The organism is Flexivirga sp. (genome assembly GCF_051955415.1).
In the GTDB taxonomy this organism is placed as follows: Bacteria; Actinomycetota; Actinomycetes; order Actinomycetales; family Dermatophilaceae; genus Flexivirga.
The window spans coordinates 1-14,803 of sequence record NZ_JBQCGS010000096.1 but is presented as its reverse complement, the minus strand read 5'-3'; the positions used below and the strand labels follow the sequence as shown (position 1 = coordinate 14,803).

Below are 14,803 nucleotides of genomic sequence, written 5' to 3'. Positions count from 1 at the left end.
TCGAAGACGTAGCAGTCCTTCCCGCCGCCGCTGCAGCTGCCGGGCTGCAGTTTGCCCTTGGCGGTCTCCTGCGCCTGAGTGAATTGCGGATCGGAAGCCAGGATGCTCGGGTGGATGTTGAGCGAGGTGTGCAGGCCCTGGCCGTGCGCCCAGTCGAAGAACGCCGCAGGGTCCGGGAAGCGGGAGGTGTCGATCTCCCAGCCGTTCCACTTGTTCGGTGTCTTGTAGTCGGTGTCGGTGACCAGGACGTCGAGCGGGACCCCTGCGGACCGGAACTTCGGGACGATGGTGTTCTCGCAGTCCGACGCGGTGCGGTCGTAATACTCGGAGTACCAGATCCCGTAGGCCCACCGGGGCAGCAGCAGCGAGGGGCCGGTCAACGTCGCCAGGTCGCGCAGCCCCGACTGATAGTCCTGCCCGTAGGCGAAGACGTAGCCGTCCTGGTAGGTGCCGTCGGCATGCTCCGGCCTGGCGGTGACCTTCTCGGTCGACGGGTCGTAGGCGGCGGACGACGTGTCGTTGAGCAGCGACCAGCCGTCCTGGTAGAGCAGGCCGGGAGCCGTCAGCGCCGACCCGTTGACTCCGTCGAGGCCGCGCCGGTAGCCGCCGAGCGGAGCGTGCGGTGCCAGCAGCGGACTGCTCGTAGCGGTGAAGGCCACGGTGTCGAGGTTGACGTTGCAGCTGGTCGCGTCCGGGCAGCCGAGGCTCACCGTGTTGTCACCGGCCGCGAGCCGCACCGGGACGGTCACGGTCCGCCAGGTGTCCCAGCTGCTGGTCGGCTGCAGCGTCTGCGTGGTCGGGTCGGCGGCACCGACGGTGACCGAGATCTTGCGGGACTGCACGGGCTGGCTGCCCGCCGCCCAGTTGGCGTATCGCAGCTGCAGGTTGTATTCGCCCGCGGCAGGGACATCCGTCACGGTGAACGTGTCGCCGGCGCCGGCGCGTTCGAGGCCGGCCACGAAGCCCTCGCCGGAGTAGCCATTGTGGTCGGAGGCCTTCTTGGCGCCACCGGCCAGCGAGCCGGTGTCCGCTTCACAGATCGAGCCGAAGGAGCAGGGGCTCGGCTGCGGTGCCGTGGGCGCGGGGTATGCCGCGCCATGCGTCAGCACGGCGAGACTGTCCACATTGACATTGCCGGTGTCGGAGGTGCCGCGCACGACCCGCACCGTGTGCACGCCCGCGGACAGGTCGAGCGTCGTGGTGGCCAGCTTCCAGGTGTCCCAGCTGCCGGTCGTCGGAAGACTGATGGTCTGGGGTGTGCCGTTGTCGACCACGACGCTGAGCGTGCGCGTGACGTTCTGTCCGTCACCACCGGTGCTGTTGGCGTAGCGCAGCGCGAGGTCGTATGTCGCGGCCTGTGAGGCCGTGACGTCGAACGTCATGGAGTTGCCCGCAGCCGAGAAGCCCGCCGCGAAACCGCGACCGGTGTATCCGCCGTGGTCGGTCGCGAGCGTCGGACCGTCGAGCCTCAGGTCCTCCGCCTCGCAGAGGCTGCCGACGGTGCAGACCGGTGGCGCCTCCGAGGCCCAGGGCGAGGACGCCACCTGCTGTGCGCCGGCGCGCAGTTCGAGCTTGAGGTTGTCCGCGTTGAAGGCGCCGGAGCCGACCTTGTAGCGCAACGTCGCGCTGCCCGTGCTGATCGTGAGCCAGCCGTTGGTGGTGCGCGTGCTGAAGTGGGTCTTGCCGAAGTCGTTGCGGCCGATCGCGTTGAAGGTGGACGCGTCGAGGAATTTCGCATCGCCGGCATACTCGGTGCGGATGAGCGTCGGCGAGAGCACCTCGAACCTCGCCTTGCCGCACACGACGGCGTCGCTCGCAGCCGAGTGGCCGGCCGACGGCTTGGCCTCTGCCGGGGCGATGGTGAATGCTGTCGCGGCGGTGAGGCCGACGACCGCGCCGACGACGGTCAGTCGCCGGCGGGCGGAAACTCTTGGTAGTAGGGCGTGTTCGGTCACTGAGGCTCCTCTATCGGTATGACGGGGTGGTGCAGGACAGTGATGCGAGATCAACCGGGCACGACGGCCGGCCTTCGCTCGCGGGAGAGGTCTTCGAACCTGGACGACTCCGACAGCACGAGCGCCAGCGCACCCAACAGCGAAGCCCGTTCGCCGAGCGCCGAGGTGGCGACGCGCACCGGCCGACCGAACGGGATGCGTTGCAGTTCCTCGCGTATCGGCCCGGCGAGCAGATCGCCGAGCGCGGCGAGTTCTCCGCCGAGCAGGATCGACGAGGGATTGAGCACCAGCGCGACATTGGCGAGGGCCGCGGCCAGAGCGCGTGCGGCGGAGTCCACGGCATCCAGCACCACCGGTTCCGCCAGGTGTGCCGACCGGATGAGATCGGCCACCGTCGCAACGCGCGGGCGGTGTCCGTCGAGCGCTCGCAGTAGTCCGTCGCCTCCGGCATACAGCTCGAGACAGCCACGGCGGCCACACCAGCACTGCGGGCCGTCCGGTTGGACCGTGACGTGCCCGAATTCGCCTGCGTAGCCGTCGTGTCCGCGGTGCAAGGAGGAACCGAGTGCGATGCCCAGCCCGATGCGGCTGGCGACTTTGACGTAGAGCAACTGGTCCCCGGCGGCCTCCCGGAAGACGGACTCGCCGAGTGCACCGAGGTTGGCGTCGTTCTCCATCGCGACCGGGATGCCCCAGCGTCGGGCGACCTGCTCGGTCAGCTCGGAGCCGTTCCATCCGGGCAGGACTCCCGGCACGAGCAGTCGCGAGCTGTCCGGCGCCACCGGCGCGGCGATGCTGATCGCGGCGCCCACCAACTGGTCCGGATCAGCGGATGCCTCGGCCAACGCCTCGTCGATGCTGGCAAGGACCAGGCCGACTCCTTCCGCCGCACGGTGGCCCCGCGGCAAGGACGTCCATCGCTCCACCAGCACGCTGCGCGACAGGTCGCCCACTGCGACGGCGACATGTCGCACGCCGACGTCGACACCGATGGCCAGACCGGCCGCGCGGTTGAGCGTCACCCGGGCGACGGGCCGGCCTATCCCGTGCGGGGCCGGGGCACGGTGCTCCGAAATGAGCCCGCGGCCGGCGAGTTCGCCGATCACACTGGACACGGTGGCGCGCGACAGGCCGGTCCGGTCCATGATCTCGCCCCGGGTGGCTGACCCCGAGTGCCGCAGAACCCGAACGATGCCAGCACGATTCGCCGCTCGGATTGCCCGGCTGGTTGGCTGGACCGTTCTGTCCACGGCACCTTCTCTCGCGATGGTCATCGACCGACCGCGTCACCTTTGCGCCGAGTCAGGTGTTCCGTCAATAGTTCGACAGAACGGTGTAGTTATAGCGACGAACTCACGAACCGGGTTGCGGTCCGTGAGCTCGTCGCTGTGCTGCGGGTCAGGCGACCATGCCGTGCGGGTCGATCACATACTTCTTCGCGGCGCCCTTGTCGAAGTCCGCGTAGCCCTGCGGCGCTTCGTCGAGGCTGATCTTGGTGGCATTGACCGCCTGGGCGATGTGCGCCTTGTCGGCCAGGATGAGGTTCATCAGCTGACGGTTGTACTTCTTCACCGGGCACTGGCCGGTGGTGAAGGAGTGCGACTTGGACCAACCCAGCCCCAGGCGCACGCCCAGCTGCCCGACCTGGGCGTTCTCGTCGGCTGCGCCGGGATCACCGGTCACATAGAGGCCGGGTATGCCGAGCGAGGCACCGGCCCGCGAGATGCTCATGATGTCGTTGAGCACCGTCGCGGGTGCCTCGTCCGCGCCGGCTCCGTGGCCGCGCGCCTCGAAGCCGACGGCGTCGACCGAAGCGTCCACCTCGGGCTCGCCGACGATCTGCTCGAGCTGCTCATCGATGCTCGCATCCGTCGACAGATCGATCGTCTCGCAACCGAAGCTGCGTGCCTGCGCGAGCCGGTCGGCGTTCATGTCGCCGACGATGACGACGGACGCACCGAGCACCTGAGCAGCGTGGGCGGCGGCGAGACCGACCGGCCCGGCGCCCGCGACATACACCGTGGATCCGGTGGTGACGCCGGCGGTGTAGGCGCCGTGGTAGCCGGTCGGGAAGATGTCGGACAACATCGTCAGGTCCAGGATCTTCTCCAGCGCCTGGTCGCGATCGGGGAAGCGCAGCAGGTTGAAGTCGGCATACGGCACCATCACGTACTCCGCCTGGCCGCCGATCCAGCCGCCCATGTCGACATAGCCGTATGCCGCCCCGGCGCGAGCAGGGTTGACGTTCAAGCAGATCCCGGTCTTGCCCTCGTTGCACATCCGGCATCGACCGCAGGCGATGTTGAACGGCACCGAGCAGATGTCACCCTCCTTGACGAAGAGCACGTCGTCACCGGTCTCGACGACCTCACCGGTGATCTCGTGACCGAGGGTCTGCCCGACCGGCGCCGTGGTGCGGCCGCGCACCATGTGCTGGTCGCTGCCGCAGATGTTGGTCGTCACGAGTTTGAGGATCGCCGCGTGCGGCGCCTTCTTCTTCAGCTTCAATCCGGACGCGACGTCCTCGGGTAGCTCGAGCTTCGGGTAGTCGATCGACTCGACGGCGACCTCGCCCGCACCCTTGTAGACGACGACTCGGTTTCCGGTCATGGAATCTCGCTCCGATCTCTCTCGATCACGGCATGTGTGTCGTGAGGTGGAGCTTCCAACGTAAACCCGGCCGGTGATGTGCGCGGGCGAGTCGCTCAGATCGTCGGCCACCGGTCCGCATGCGGCTGCACAGCCGTCACGGCAGCCACAGGCCCGCATCACTGCCCGACTACGGTTGCCGGATGCAGATGGACGACTACCAGCAGGCAGCGTTGCGCACCGCACGCGACAAGGACGCGCCCGACGAGTTCATGCACCTGGTGCTCGGCCTGGTCGGTGAGGCCGGCGAGATCGCCGAGAAGGTCAAGAAGCTGGTGCGCGACAAGCACAGCGACCTGGCACAGCTGGACCGCGAGGACATGGCGGCCGAACTCGGCGACGTGCTCTGGTATGCCGCCGTCCTCGCCAACTTCCTGGACCTCTCGCTGGACGACGTCGCGCAGCGCAACGTCGACAAGCTGGCCGACCGGCAGCGTCGTGGTGTGCTGAGCGGCTCCGGCGACACGCGTTGACCAGTCGCCTGCTCAAGCCCGCGCGGCGTAGCCGCCGGCGATGACGTCGGCCGAAAGGGCAGTCGGATACACAGCCACGCCGGCCAGCGAGCCGCCGAAGTAGCGGCCGAGCGGGGTGGTGGTTCCCCAGTTGTCCAGGGTGTTCCAGCCGATGTGCCAGTAACCGGTGTAGGCCTGTGCGGTGGTGACGGAGGCATCGGCGCTGACGAGTGCCCCGTCGACATACAACTGCATTCCGGCCGCGGACAGTGTGGCGGTCGCCTGATGCCAGGCGCCGTCGTTGTAGCTCTTCGGGCTGACGATCGTATTCACGGTGCCGGGGTAGACGCCGAAGACGAGTTGCCCGCTGTTGGCCATGTAGAGGTGCCGGTCGTAATTGCTGGACGCGGTGGTTTGGTTGTTGCCGAAGCCGATCAGCTCGCCGCCGGACATCGTGGTGGTCTTGAACCACGTCTGCAGGGTGAAGACGTTCGGCCCGGCCATCGACTGCGACGTGGAGATCCACCCGGTGAGTCCGTTGAGCGTGACTCCGCTGCCGCCCGGTGTGCACGGTCCGGGCGCTCCGGCGGTGACGGTGCCCTGGTAGGTGCCGTTCCGCGCATTGCCGGAGGAGTCCAGGGCCGGCTTGCTGCTGCCGGTCGCGGTGTCGCTCAGTTGGTAGTAGAAGGTGGGGAGACTCGCCTTGTCCGCCAGCACCGCCCCCTCGCAACTGAAGTAGCGGGCCGCGGCCCACGTCGGCGCGGTGGTGGTGGTCGCACTGAATCTCGTGGCGGCATCGGCGGGACCGGCGACACCCAGGCCGGCGGTGGTGATCGCGGTGACGGTGAACGCGGCCACCGCACGCCGGCGACGGGACGACCCGGCCTGGTCCGGTGCGCCGGCCGGCTCGTCCGCCGCTGGACCGCCGCCACCGGGCATGCGGTCAGCGTCGTCCGCGTCGTCCGCGTGGTCGTCGGCCTCCGGCAGGTCGTCGGGTCGGAACGCCACCGCGCCGGCGAGCAGACCGCCGAACGCCAGCACCAGCAGGACCAACCGGGCCTGGTGACCGGTCGACACCCAATAGGCGGGTGTGCCGACGAAAGGCACTCGCAGCGAACCGATCCCGTGCACCGCGCTGCGCGCCACCGGGCTGGAGTCGTCGGCCCGGTTCGCATCGCCCTTGAGGGTGAGCCTCCCGTCGGGACGGATGGCCGCGAGGCGGTGCAAGCGGAGCCGGTCCGGCTGGTCCGGGTCGGACACCAGCAACACCTGGCCGAGGCGCAACTGCTGACCGGCAGCGACCGGGCGGGAGATCGCGATGTCCCCGACGCGCAGCCGCGGCGCCATCGAGTCGCTCATGACCACCGTCGAGTGCCAGCCGAGCAGCGACGGGACCACGGACCACAGCAGCAGTCCGGCCAGCCTCGTCAGCACGGCGCGCGACACGGCCGTCAGCAGCAGGGCGGCCCAGCCCGACCGCCGGTCCGAGCGCCGGTCCGAGCGCCGCGCGGAGAGGCCTGCGGCGGCGATCGGTCCGGCGATCTGAGTGGTGGACACGGATCGGCTTCCTGTCAGTCGGTTCGTCGGTGGTCGTCAGGTCCGGTCGGTGCGGATGCGCACCGGAGCGGGCAGCTTCAGGCGGCTCAGCTGTTCTGCGCCTCCCACGTCAGACCGACCGACGCGGTGCCGCCCTGCGCGGTGTTGGGCGTCGCGGGGTCCAGCGTGTAGGTGACCTGGAAGACGCGGGTGTCCGAGCCGCTGCCGGTCGGCGCCCAGGAGCCCAGGCCGGTCGCGTAATTCGACGCCGCACTGCCGAAACCGGCGAGGGTGCCGCTGTAGACCGTGGGACCGGTCGTCGCCGGGGTGAAACCGGTGCAGGAGCCGAAACCGCCGCCGGTGCCCTGCGTGATCGTCAGGTTGATCGACGACGAGAGCGCGTTCGTGGTGGCCGGGTTGGTGCCGTAGAGCTTCACCGCGGACGGCAGCGAGCCGGTCGAGGTGACCGCGATGCACTTGGTGCCGGTGGCACCCGGCTTGAGGTTGGTGGCCGAGAACAGCGCGGTGTTGCTGTCGTCGTCGGACAGCTGGACGCTACCGGCCGACCAGTTGCTGGTCGGGTTCGCCGTGGTGGCCGAGAACGCCGAGTACGACGCGTGCCAGACGAACGCAGCGGACACACCGAGACCGGCGAGCAGGGCGCCGACCGTCGCGACGTGAGCGGTACGGCGGCGGGGGCGGGAGGAAGCAGACATGGCAACACCTTTCGAGGCGGACGCGAAGCAGGAACGGGCGCCGGTGAGGGCCCGGCATGACCTCAACGAAAAGGTCAACGGCGAGTAAAGTAATGGTAAGCTCTTCGACTGTCAAACAATGTTACAAACGAACTTTTCAACCTTCAATCAGTCAATCGTTCACCCGGAAGGACGGTCGCCATGCCCCCCACCAAGCGTCCCCACGGTCCCGACGAGGTGCAGCCGACGACCGCCCTGCGACATCTGATCGCCGCCGGTGAGCAGTTCCGGCACGCCATCGCCGATCACTTCGGCGTCACCGAGTCCGAGACCATGGCTCTGACGCACCTGCGGCTGGCCGGGCCGTTGACCCCGCGCGAGGTCGCCGACCGCGTCGGCCTCACCCCGTCGACTGTCACCGCGCTGCTGGACCGACTCGAATCCGCAGGCCTCGCAACGCGATCCGCGCATCCGACGGACCGTCGCAAGACGGTCGTGCGGATGAGTGACAACGGCGCGGCCCTGCTCGCCACCTCCGACGAGCGCCTTGCCGCCGCCCTCGAGCGGGCCGGCGCCGATGTCGCCGCGGCCCTCGACCGGGTGGCCGCGGGCATCGAGGAGCAGACCGTGCAGATCCGGGCGCTGCCATCCCGATCCAGCGACACGACGTAGTCCGTGCAGCGGGCGGCATACAGGATCCGTGGAGGGAACTGCCAGGGCGCCGAGCGACAGTGACGCGGTGCATGCGCTGATCGTCGAGGACGACACAGCTCCCTCCGTCGCGCCGCCGCGCCGCCGGGTCCGGGTCGGACCGATCGCCGTCTTCGCGCTGGCGCTGGTCCTCCGCCTCGGGGTCGTCCTGCGCAAGGGCGGCTTCCACGGGATCATCGGATACGACTGCGGTGTCTACTTCGCCGGCTCCGACGCCCTGCTGCACGGGCGGCTGCCGTACCGCGACTTCACGATGGTGCACCCGCCCGCCATCACGCTGGTGCTGACGCCGTTCGCGGCGCTGACGCGGCTGATGACCGACTGGCACGCGTTCATCGTGGCGACCCTCTTCTTCTGTCTGCTGGGCGCGGCGAACGCGGTGCTGGTGGTCCTGTTCTGCCGCCGGTTGGGTATGGCGCGCCGCGGCGCCCTGGTCGCCGGCCTCTTCTACGCGGCCTGGTTCGGATCGGTCATTGCCGAGTTCGAGGTGAAGCTCGAACCGTTGGGCAATTTCTTCCTGCTCCTCGGACTGCTGGCACTGCTGCGTGACCAGCGCCGGCCGGGACGGTGGTCCGCGGTCCTGGCCGGCGCGGTGATCGGGCTGCCGCTGACCGTCAAGATCTGGTGGGTCGTCCCGGTGCTGCTGATCATCGTCTGGCACGGCCGCTGCCGGCGCAGCGTTCGTCCGGCGGTGCACGCCCTCCTCGGCGCCGCCGCGGCGGTGACCGCCGTCTGTCTGCCGTTCTTCCTGGCCGACCCGGCCGCCATGTGGCAGTCGGTGATCGCCGGCCAGCTGGGTCGCCCGCGCACTTCCCCAATCATCGGCCGGCTGGCCGAGATGACCACCGTCCCGGTGCTGCTGCACACCAGCAGTACCGCCCGAACGGTGCTGGCGATCGTCGCCGTCGCCGTGCTCGCCCTCACCGGCGCGCTCGCCTGGCGGGGCAGCCGGCGCGCCCGCTGGCTGGTCGTGGTGACCCTGGCGCAGGTCCTCGTGCTGCTCGCGGCGCCGTCGTGGTTCCCCTACTACAACGACTACCCGGCGGTCGGGCTCGCCGTCACGATGGGCGCCGCCGCGGTCGCCATCCGCGGTGAGCAGTGGGTGCGGGTGCCCGCGTCGCTGGTCACCGCGACCACGGCCGTGGTCAGCGCCCTGATCACGATCACCGGCGCCTCCGCCATACCCGCGTATGCCGGGGCCGCGCAGCTCGCCCGCGCGGTGCGGCACGAGCGGTGCGTCTCGTCCAACAACGCGACGGTGCTGCTGCGCCTGGGCGTGCTCAGCAAGGACCTCGCGGCCGGCTGTCCCGAATGGATCGACGTCGGCGGGCGGGTGATGGGCCCGGACGACCCGGCCGCGCTGCGGGCGCGCGGCCGCAGCTGGCAGGACGTGGAGCTGCGCTATCTGCGCTCGGCCGGCGCCGTGGTGCTCTGGCCGGACGACCCGCACTATCTGGCGCAGGTGCGCCACGGACTCGCGCAGGACGGCACGATCCTCACCGTCGACGGCCACACGGTCTACCGCGGGCGGCCTCTCGGCTGACTCTCAGCGTCGTCTCAGCGGCCGCGTGTCAGGCTGCCCGTCATGTTGAAGGCCGATGCCGACCGTATGACGTCGGAACACCGACCGTCCGCCAGTACCCCCTTCCCGCGCGCGCGGGCGCTGCTGGCCACCGTGGTGCTCTGGACGCTCGGCCTCGGCATCGGCATCTGGGCGGTCGGGACCGGGTCCCGCGGGACCGGCGAACTGCGTCTCGACGAGACGCTGGCTGCCGACCGGGGCGCCGTGCTGGCCGACATCAGCAAGGTGATCAACGTCGTGCTGGGCCCGGTCGTCGGACCGCTGTGGCTGATCCTGATCTGCGTCGTGCTGTGGCGCACCCTGGGCCGGGTCGTGGCGCTGCGCGCCGCCATCCTGACGCTGGGCGGCTGGCTGTCCATCGAGATCTTCAAGTTCCTCTTCCACCGGCACCGTCCGCCGACGCACCTGGTGCACGCCCTGGTGGTGGAGACCAAACCGGACAGCTTCCCCAGTGGGCACACCGCCTTCACCGCCTCACTCGTCGCGGGGGTCTTCCTCGCCGTGGCCGGTCACAGGGCGCTGCAGCGGATCATCCTGCTGGTGGGGCTCCCGCTGGTCGTCGTGGTCGCCGCCAGCCGGCTGGTCATCGGCGCGCACTTCCTGGCCGACGTCGTCGCCGCACCGCTGCTGGCGTGGGGTTCGATCGCCGTCGGCGTGGCCCTCGGCTTCGCCGGTCCCGGTCCGACGTTCCTGCCGGCCTGGTTGCACCGCCTCGTCATACGAGACCCGAAGGGCGATACTCCTGCACCATGAGGGTTCTGGTGGTCGAGGACGAGGTGCCGCTCGCGCAGCTCATCCAACGCGGGCTGAGCAAGGCCGGCTTCGTCGTCGAGGTCGCCCACAACGGCATCGATGGCCTGTGGCACGCGACCGAGGAGACCTTCGACGCGATCGTGCTGGACATCATGCTCCCCGGTGTCCATGGGTATGACGTCCTGCGCCGGCTGCGCGAGCGCGAGGTGTGGTCGCCGGTGCTGATGCTGACCGCCAAGGACGGGGAGTTCGACCAGGTCGACGCCCTGGATCTGGGCGCCGACGACTACCTGACCAAGCCGTTCAGTTTCCCGGTGCTGGTCGCCCGGCTGCGGGCGCTCACCCGCCGCACGCCGGTGTCCCGGCCGGTCACCGTCACGGCCGGCGGGCTGCGGCTCGACCCGGCCGCAGCCAGAGTGTTCCGCGGTGACGACGAGATCGAGCTGACACCCCGGGAGTTCAACCTGCTGCACTTCCTGATGCGCCGGCCGGACACCACGATCAGCAAGTCCGAAATCCTCGCGCACGTCTGGGACCCCGCGTTCAGCGGGGACGACAATGTCGTCGAGGTCTACGTCGGCTATCTGCGCCGCAAGATCGACCGGCCGTTCGGGACGGACACCATCACCACGGTCCGTGGCGTCGGTTACCGGCTCGAGGACGTCCGCGGCGCGTCGACGGAGGACGCCCGCGGCTCCTGAGGCAGCGGCAACACCACGGTGAACCGCGCGCCGCCCAAGGGTGATTCGCCGGCGCTCACCTCGCCGCCGGTGCTGCGGGCCAGTTCGCGCACGATCGCCAGGCCGAGGCCGAAACCGCCTTCGCCACGACTGCGGCTCGCGTCCAGCCGGACGAACCGGTCGAAGATGCGCTCGCGGTCCCGTGCGGCGATACCCGGCCCGTCGTCGTCGACGGTCAGCACCGCGCGACCGGCGACCGTCGAGGTGGTCACGAGCACCTCGTGCCGGGCGTGCCGGATGCCGTTGTCGACCAGATTGCGCACGATGCGCTGCACCGAGGCCTCCCGTGCCCGGGCCCGGCTCGGCGTCCCGGCATACCGCACGGTCACCGTGAGGCCGGCGCGCCACCGGCCGACCTCCGCCTGCGCGACGTCGTCCAGATCGACCTCGCCGACGGGCGAGGCAGCCCGGCGTTCGTCGAGGCGTGCCAGCAGCAGCAGGTCGCCGATCAGTGCGTTCATCCGCTCGAGCTCGGCCTGCACCGTGGGCGCCACCACCGGCCACTCGCCGGCGGGATCGGCCGAGGCGAGATCGGTCGCCGCCTGCAAGGTCGCGAGCGGCGACCGCAACTCGTGACTGGCGTCCGCCACGAAGCGTTGCTGCTGGGCCTGTGCGGACTGCAACCGGTCCAGCATGCGGTTCAACGTGACTGCCAATGCGGCGATCTCGTCCTGCTGGGGTGGCACCTCGACACGAGTGTCGAGGTGGCCGCCCTCGACCGCGTCGACTTCCGCGCGCATCCGGTCGACCGGGGCCAGCGCCCGGCCGGCGACCCACCAGGCCAGTGCCGCAGCCAGCAGCGCGAGCACCGGGGTGCCGAGTAACAGGATCTTGGCGTCGGTACTGATCGCCTCGTGCTGTGGCTCCTGGGACGCCGAGACCTGGACGACGTAGGTGCCGGATGGCGTGCGCACGCCGCGGCTGACCACGAGCGGTGTCTCGACGTCACAGGGCCGCCACCAGTAACGCGCGTTCCGCACCGACCGGTGCGCGCCGGCCGGCCGGTCCTGGCTCAGCGGACGGGTCTGCCCGGCGGGTTGCGACACCCGGACCCGACCGGCGGAGTCCAGGATCACGGTCCGCATCGCCGGGTCGACGTCGGTCAGCACCGAGGGCCGCACGCCGTCCTGCCGGACCGCGGTGGCGACCGCCTCGACCTGCTGCTCCACCCGGGAGGTCAGGCTGCCGGTGAGCGAGCGCTGCAGCAAGGTGGCCAGAACGAAGACACCGACCAGCAGCGGCACGATGACGGCGACCGCGGTGACCGCCGCCAGACGCGCCCGCAGTCCGCGTGCGCGGCGGTGTGCGCGAGTCGCCGTGAGGAGGTCCACTCCGCCATACTGCGCCAGAGAACCGCTGCGGCGCGGAACATCTCAGCGTTTCCTCAGTGCTGTGCGGGCACCCTGCGCTGGTGACTACTGTTTCCTCGCGCGCCGAGCGCGCGGCGACGACCACCTCGTGGGTCGCGCCGGTCGGAGTGCTCTTCTGGGTCCTCAAGTTGACCACGACGGCGTTCGGCGAGGCCGCGTCGGACGGGCTCGCCGGGATCAGCCCGGCCCTCGCAGTCCTGGTCGGCGTCGTCGGCCTTGCGGCGGCACTGCGCTGGCAACTGCGCACGCACGGCTACGTCGCCGAGCGTTACTGGACGGCCGTCGCAGCCGTCGCGGTGTTCGGCACGATGCTCGCCGACGGACTGCACGTCGCGCTCGGACTCACCTATCCGTTCACCAGCACGCTGTATGCCGTCGCCACCGCGGCCGTCTTCGTGATGTGGAAGCGGTCGGAGGGCACCATCTCCATCCACCGGATCGACAACCCGCGTCGCGAACGCTTCTACTGGGCTGCGGTGATGTGCACCTTCGCGCTGGGCACCGCCGTCGGTGACTTGACCGCGGCCACCCTGGGCCTCGGGTTCTTCCCGTCCGCACTGCTTTTCGGTGCGATGATCCTCATCCCGGCGATCGGGTGGCAGCTCACCGGGCGGCATGAGATCGGCTGGTTCTGGTGCGCCTACGTGTTGACTCGTCCGCTCGGTGCCTCCTTCGCGGACGGTTTCGCGAAGCCGCCGTCGTTCGGTCACGGGCTGGGCGTCGGCGACATACCCGTCGCCGGCGTGCTCGGTGCGTTGCTCGTCGCGCTGGTGCTGCTGGCGCGCCGCCACCGCTCCCTGAGCTGAGGGGCGAGCCCTGGGTCTGACCGGCTGTTGTCCCGCCGCAGGTCTGGGATCATCGATTCATGGTGGCCACGGTCGCAGTGCTCTCGGATGTCCATGGCGTGCTGCCGGTTCTCGAAGCAGTGCTGGCAGAGCCGGAGGTGCGCGGCGCCGACTTGCTCGTCGTCACCGGTGATCACGCGTCAGGTCCGCAGCCGTGCGGTGTTCTCGATCGGCTGCTGGCAGAGGGCGACAGGTTGCGATTGGTGCAGGGCAACGCCGACCGTGAACTCGTGGCGCTACGTCGCGGGCAGCACGTCGACGTGCCTGACGAGGTGACACCGTGGGCCGCGCAACAGCTCACCGAGGCTCACGTCACTCTGCTCGCCGGACTGCCGCATCCATGGGTTGTCGATGTCGACGGTTTCGGGCCGGTTGTCTTCTGCCATGGCAGCCCGCGCCGCGACGATGAGATCCTGCTCGTCGACTCACCGTTGCAGAGGTGGTCGGAGGCATTCGCCGGCCTGTCCACGGAGCACCGCACAGTGGTGTGCGGTCATACGCACATGCCGTTCGCTCGACTGGTCGATCGCCGTCTCGTTGTCAACGCGGGCAGCATCGGAATGCCCTACGGACGTGCAGGCGGCAGTTGGGCATTGCTCCACGACGGCGGTGTGTCACTGCGGCATACATCGATCGACGTGGAGGCCACCGTCGACGCCGTGGTCGCGCAGTCGGAGTACCCGCTGCGGCGATCGTGGGCCGAGGAGTACATCCGCGCGGCACACAGTGATGCCGCCGCCCTGGCCGCGTTCACTCCGCCCGGCGATCGTCGCTGAACGAGACCGGCTTGCCGGTCTCGCGCGCGTAGGCGATCTCCCGGCTCGTGGACTCACCGAGGTAGCCGCCAGGGTTGACGACCAGCACCCGGTCGGCGAGGTCGATCTTGCGCAGGTGCAGGGCACTGAGCGTCTCCCGTTGCTCCTCGGTGATCGGCCCGTCGCCGTGAGCGTCGGTCCGCGGCGGAACACTCGGCGCGACGACGATGACACCCTCCAGGGTCAGCGCACGATTCGCCGCATCCAGCTCGTCGGCGAACCGGATCGAGCCGCAGAGGCAGACGATCTCGGGCCGGTCGGGCATGGCTCTCCTCGAGTTCACGCTGCTGCGGTGTGGTGGCCGGGCATGCGGCCGGGTGTGAGGTCCCAGTGGACGCCGTCGGGTCGGACCTCGGCCATGTAGCCCTGCCGGTGGACGGTGTGGTGGTGGCGGCTGCACAGGAGTGCGGAGTCGGTGAGGGAGGTGTGGCCGCCGGCCCACCAGGGGGTGAGGTGGTGGATTTCGCAGAATCCGGGTGGTCGGTCGCAGCCGGGGAAGGTGCACCCCCGGTCGCGCAGGATGACTGCGGCCCGGATGGCTTTGGTGGCCAGGCGTTCTCGCCGGCCGACATCGAGGGGGGCGCTGGGTCCGCCGAGGACGGCGGGGATGAGGTCGGCGGCGCAGGCCAGGCGGCGGGCGGCGCCGGCGTCGAGGACGTCCCCGGTGGTGGTGGTCGCCCCGTCACTGCCGGTGGTCAAT

The 14,803-nt window shown here is 69.9% G+C and carries 15 protein-coding genes; 7 read left to right on the top strand and 8 right to left on the bottom strand.

The window, feature by feature from the left end:
* The 3 genes from ACTHL4_RS15740 to fdhA form a co-directional block, all read right to left on the bottom strand.
* Window positions 1–1,955: CBM35 domain-containing protein (locus tag ACTHL4_RS15740; RefSeq protein WP_440283707.1), on the bottom strand; the 1,955-nt coding region annotated here is incomplete at its 3' end.
* A gap of 50 nt (window positions 1,956–2,005) precedes the next feature.
* Window positions 2,006–3,100 carry an ROK family protein gene (locus ACTHL4_RS15735; RefSeq protein ID WP_440283706.1) on the bottom strand — a complete coding sequence of 365 codons (1,095 nt, stop codon included), beginning with the start codon at window positions 3,098–3,100 and terminating at the stop codon, window positions 2,006–2,008.
* A gap of 253 nt (window positions 3,101–3,353) precedes the next feature.
* A complete protein-coding gene (gene fdhA, locus ACTHL4_RS15730) occupies window positions 3,354–4,565 on the bottom strand; it encodes a formaldehyde dehydrogenase, glutathione-independent (protein WP_440283705.1) in 1,212 nt (403 codons plus the stop codon).
* 182 nt (window positions 4,566–4,747) lie between these two features.
* Here fdhA and ACTHL4_RS15725 point away from each other — a divergent pair, with 182 nt between their 5' ends.
* Window positions 4,748–5,077, top strand: coding sequence for a nucleoside triphosphate pyrophosphohydrolase family protein (locus ACTHL4_RS15725; protein ID WP_440283704.1), 330 nt, complete (start codon window positions 4,748–4,750; stop codon window positions 5,075–5,077).
* Window positions 5,078–5,089: 12 nt separating this feature from the next.
* Here the strand turns inward: ACTHL4_RS15725 and ACTHL4_RS15720 are convergent, their stop codons facing one another.
* Window positions 5,090–6,613, bottom strand: coding sequence for a LamG-like jellyroll fold domain-containing protein (locus ACTHL4_RS15720; RefSeq protein ID WP_440283703.1), 1,524 nt, complete (start codon window positions 6,611–6,613; stop codon window positions 5,090–5,092).
* Between the two features lie 86 nt (window positions 6,614–6,699).
* A complete protein-coding gene (locus ACTHL4_RS15715) occupies window positions 6,700–7,308 on the bottom strand; it encodes a hypothetical protein (RefSeq protein WP_440283702.1) in 609 nt (202 codons plus the stop codon).
* Window positions 7,309–7,488: 180 nt separating this feature from the next.
* On the opposite strand from ACTHL4_RS15715, the gene ACTHL4_RS15710 reads away from it, so the two are divergent.
* Genes ACTHL4_RS15710 through ACTHL4_RS15695 form a run of 4 tightly spaced genes read left to right on the top strand, consistent with a single transcriptional unit; the run spans window position 7,489 to window position 11,034 of the window.
* Entirely contained in the window at window positions 7,489–7,959 is a 471-nt protein-coding gene (locus ACTHL4_RS15710; RefSeq protein ID WP_440283701.1) for a MarR family winged helix-turn-helix transcriptional regulator, read from the top strand.
* Between the two features lie 28 nt (window positions 7,960–7,987).
* Entirely contained in the window at window positions 7,988–9,541 is a 1,554-nt protein-coding gene (locus ACTHL4_RS15705) for a hypothetical protein (RefSeq protein WP_440283700.1), read from the top strand.
* Window positions 9,542–9,583: 42 nt separating this feature from the next.
* A complete protein-coding gene (locus ACTHL4_RS15700; RefSeq protein WP_440283699.1) occupies window positions 9,584–10,333 on the top strand; it encodes a phosphatase PAP2 family protein in 750 nt (249 codons plus the stop codon).
* On the top strand, window positions 10,330–11,034 hold the full coding sequence (locus ACTHL4_RS15695; RefSeq protein WP_440283698.1) for a response regulator transcription factor: 705 nt from the start codon (window positions 10,330–10,332) through the stop codon (window positions 11,032–11,034). The genes ACTHL4_RS15700 and ACTHL4_RS15695 overlap by 4 nt, the downstream gene beginning before the upstream one ends.
* Here the strand turns inward: ACTHL4_RS15695 and ACTHL4_RS15690 are convergent.
* Window positions 10,980–12,404: a sensor histidine kinase gene (locus ACTHL4_RS15690; protein WP_440283697.1), complete on the bottom strand. Its 1,425-nt coding sequence runs from the start codon at window positions 12,402–12,404 to the stop codon at window positions 10,980–10,982. The genes ACTHL4_RS15695 and ACTHL4_RS15690 overlap by 55 nt on opposite strands.
* 80 nt (window positions 12,405–12,484) lie before the next feature.
* Here ACTHL4_RS15690 and ACTHL4_RS15685 point away from each other — a divergent pair, with 80 nt between their 5' ends.
* Together ACTHL4_RS15685 and ACTHL4_RS15680 are read left to right on the top strand one after the other, a co-directional pair.
* Window positions 12,485–13,249: a COG4705 family protein gene (locus ACTHL4_RS15685; RefSeq protein ID WP_440283696.1), complete on the top strand. Its 765-nt coding sequence runs from the start codon at window positions 12,485–12,487 to the stop codon at window positions 13,247–13,249.
* A gap of 59 nt (window positions 13,250–13,308) precedes the next feature.
* Window positions 13,309–14,064, top strand: coding sequence for a metallophosphoesterase family protein (locus tag ACTHL4_RS15680; protein ID WP_440283695.1), 756 nt, complete (start codon window positions 13,309–13,311; stop codon window positions 14,062–14,064).
* On the opposite strand, the gene ACTHL4_RS15675 is transcribed toward ACTHL4_RS15680, so the two are convergent.
* Window positions 14,039–14,368 (bottom strand): hypothetical protein, encoded by a 330-nt coding sequence (locus ACTHL4_RS15675; RefSeq protein ID WP_440283694.1) that lies wholly within the window; start codon window positions 14,366–14,368, stop codon window positions 14,039–14,041. The genes ACTHL4_RS15680 and ACTHL4_RS15675 overlap by 26 nt on opposite strands.
* 14 nt (window positions 14,369–14,382) lie before the next feature.
* A partial coding sequence (locus tag ACTHL4_RS15670; RefSeq protein WP_440283693.1) for an HNH endonuclease signature motif containing protein occupies window positions 14,383–14,803 on the bottom strand: 421 nt, incomplete at its 5' end.

Coding starts and splice junctions, on each gene's coding strand:
- ACTHL4_RS15735 (WP_440283706.1), bottom strand. CDS start 3,100: ATGGACCGGACCGGCCTGTCGCGCGCCACCGTGTCCAGTGTGATCGGC.
- fdhA (WP_440283705.1), bottom strand. CDS start 4,565: ATGACCGGAAACCGAGTCGTCGTCTACAAGGGTGCGGGCGAGGTCGCC.
- ACTHL4_RS15725 (WP_440283704.1), top strand. CDS start 4,748: ATGCAGATGGACGACTACCAGCAGGCAGCGTTGCGCACCGCACGCGAC.
- ACTHL4_RS15715 (WP_440283702.1), bottom strand. CDS start 7,308: ATGTCTGCTTCCTCCCGCCCCCGCCGCCGTACCGCTCACGTCGCGACG.
- ACTHL4_RS15710 (WP_440283701.1), top strand. CDS start 7,489: ATGCCCCCCACCAAGCGTCCCCACGGTCCCGACGAGGTGCAGCCGACG.
- ACTHL4_RS15700 (WP_440283699.1), top strand. CDS start 9,584: ATGTTGAAGGCCGATGCCGACCGTATGACGTCGGAACACCGACCGTCC.
- ACTHL4_RS15695 (WP_440283698.1), top strand. CDS start 10,330: ATGAGGGTTCTGGTGGTCGAGGACGAGGTGCCGCTCGCGCAGCTCATC.
- ACTHL4_RS15680 (WP_440283695.1), top strand. CDS start 13,309: ATGGTGGCCACGGTCGCAGTGCTCTCGGATGTCCATGGCGTGCTGCCG.
- ACTHL4_RS15675 (WP_440283694.1), bottom strand. CDS start 14,368: ATGCCCGACCGGCCCGAGATCGTCTGCCTCTGCGGCTCGATCCGGTTC.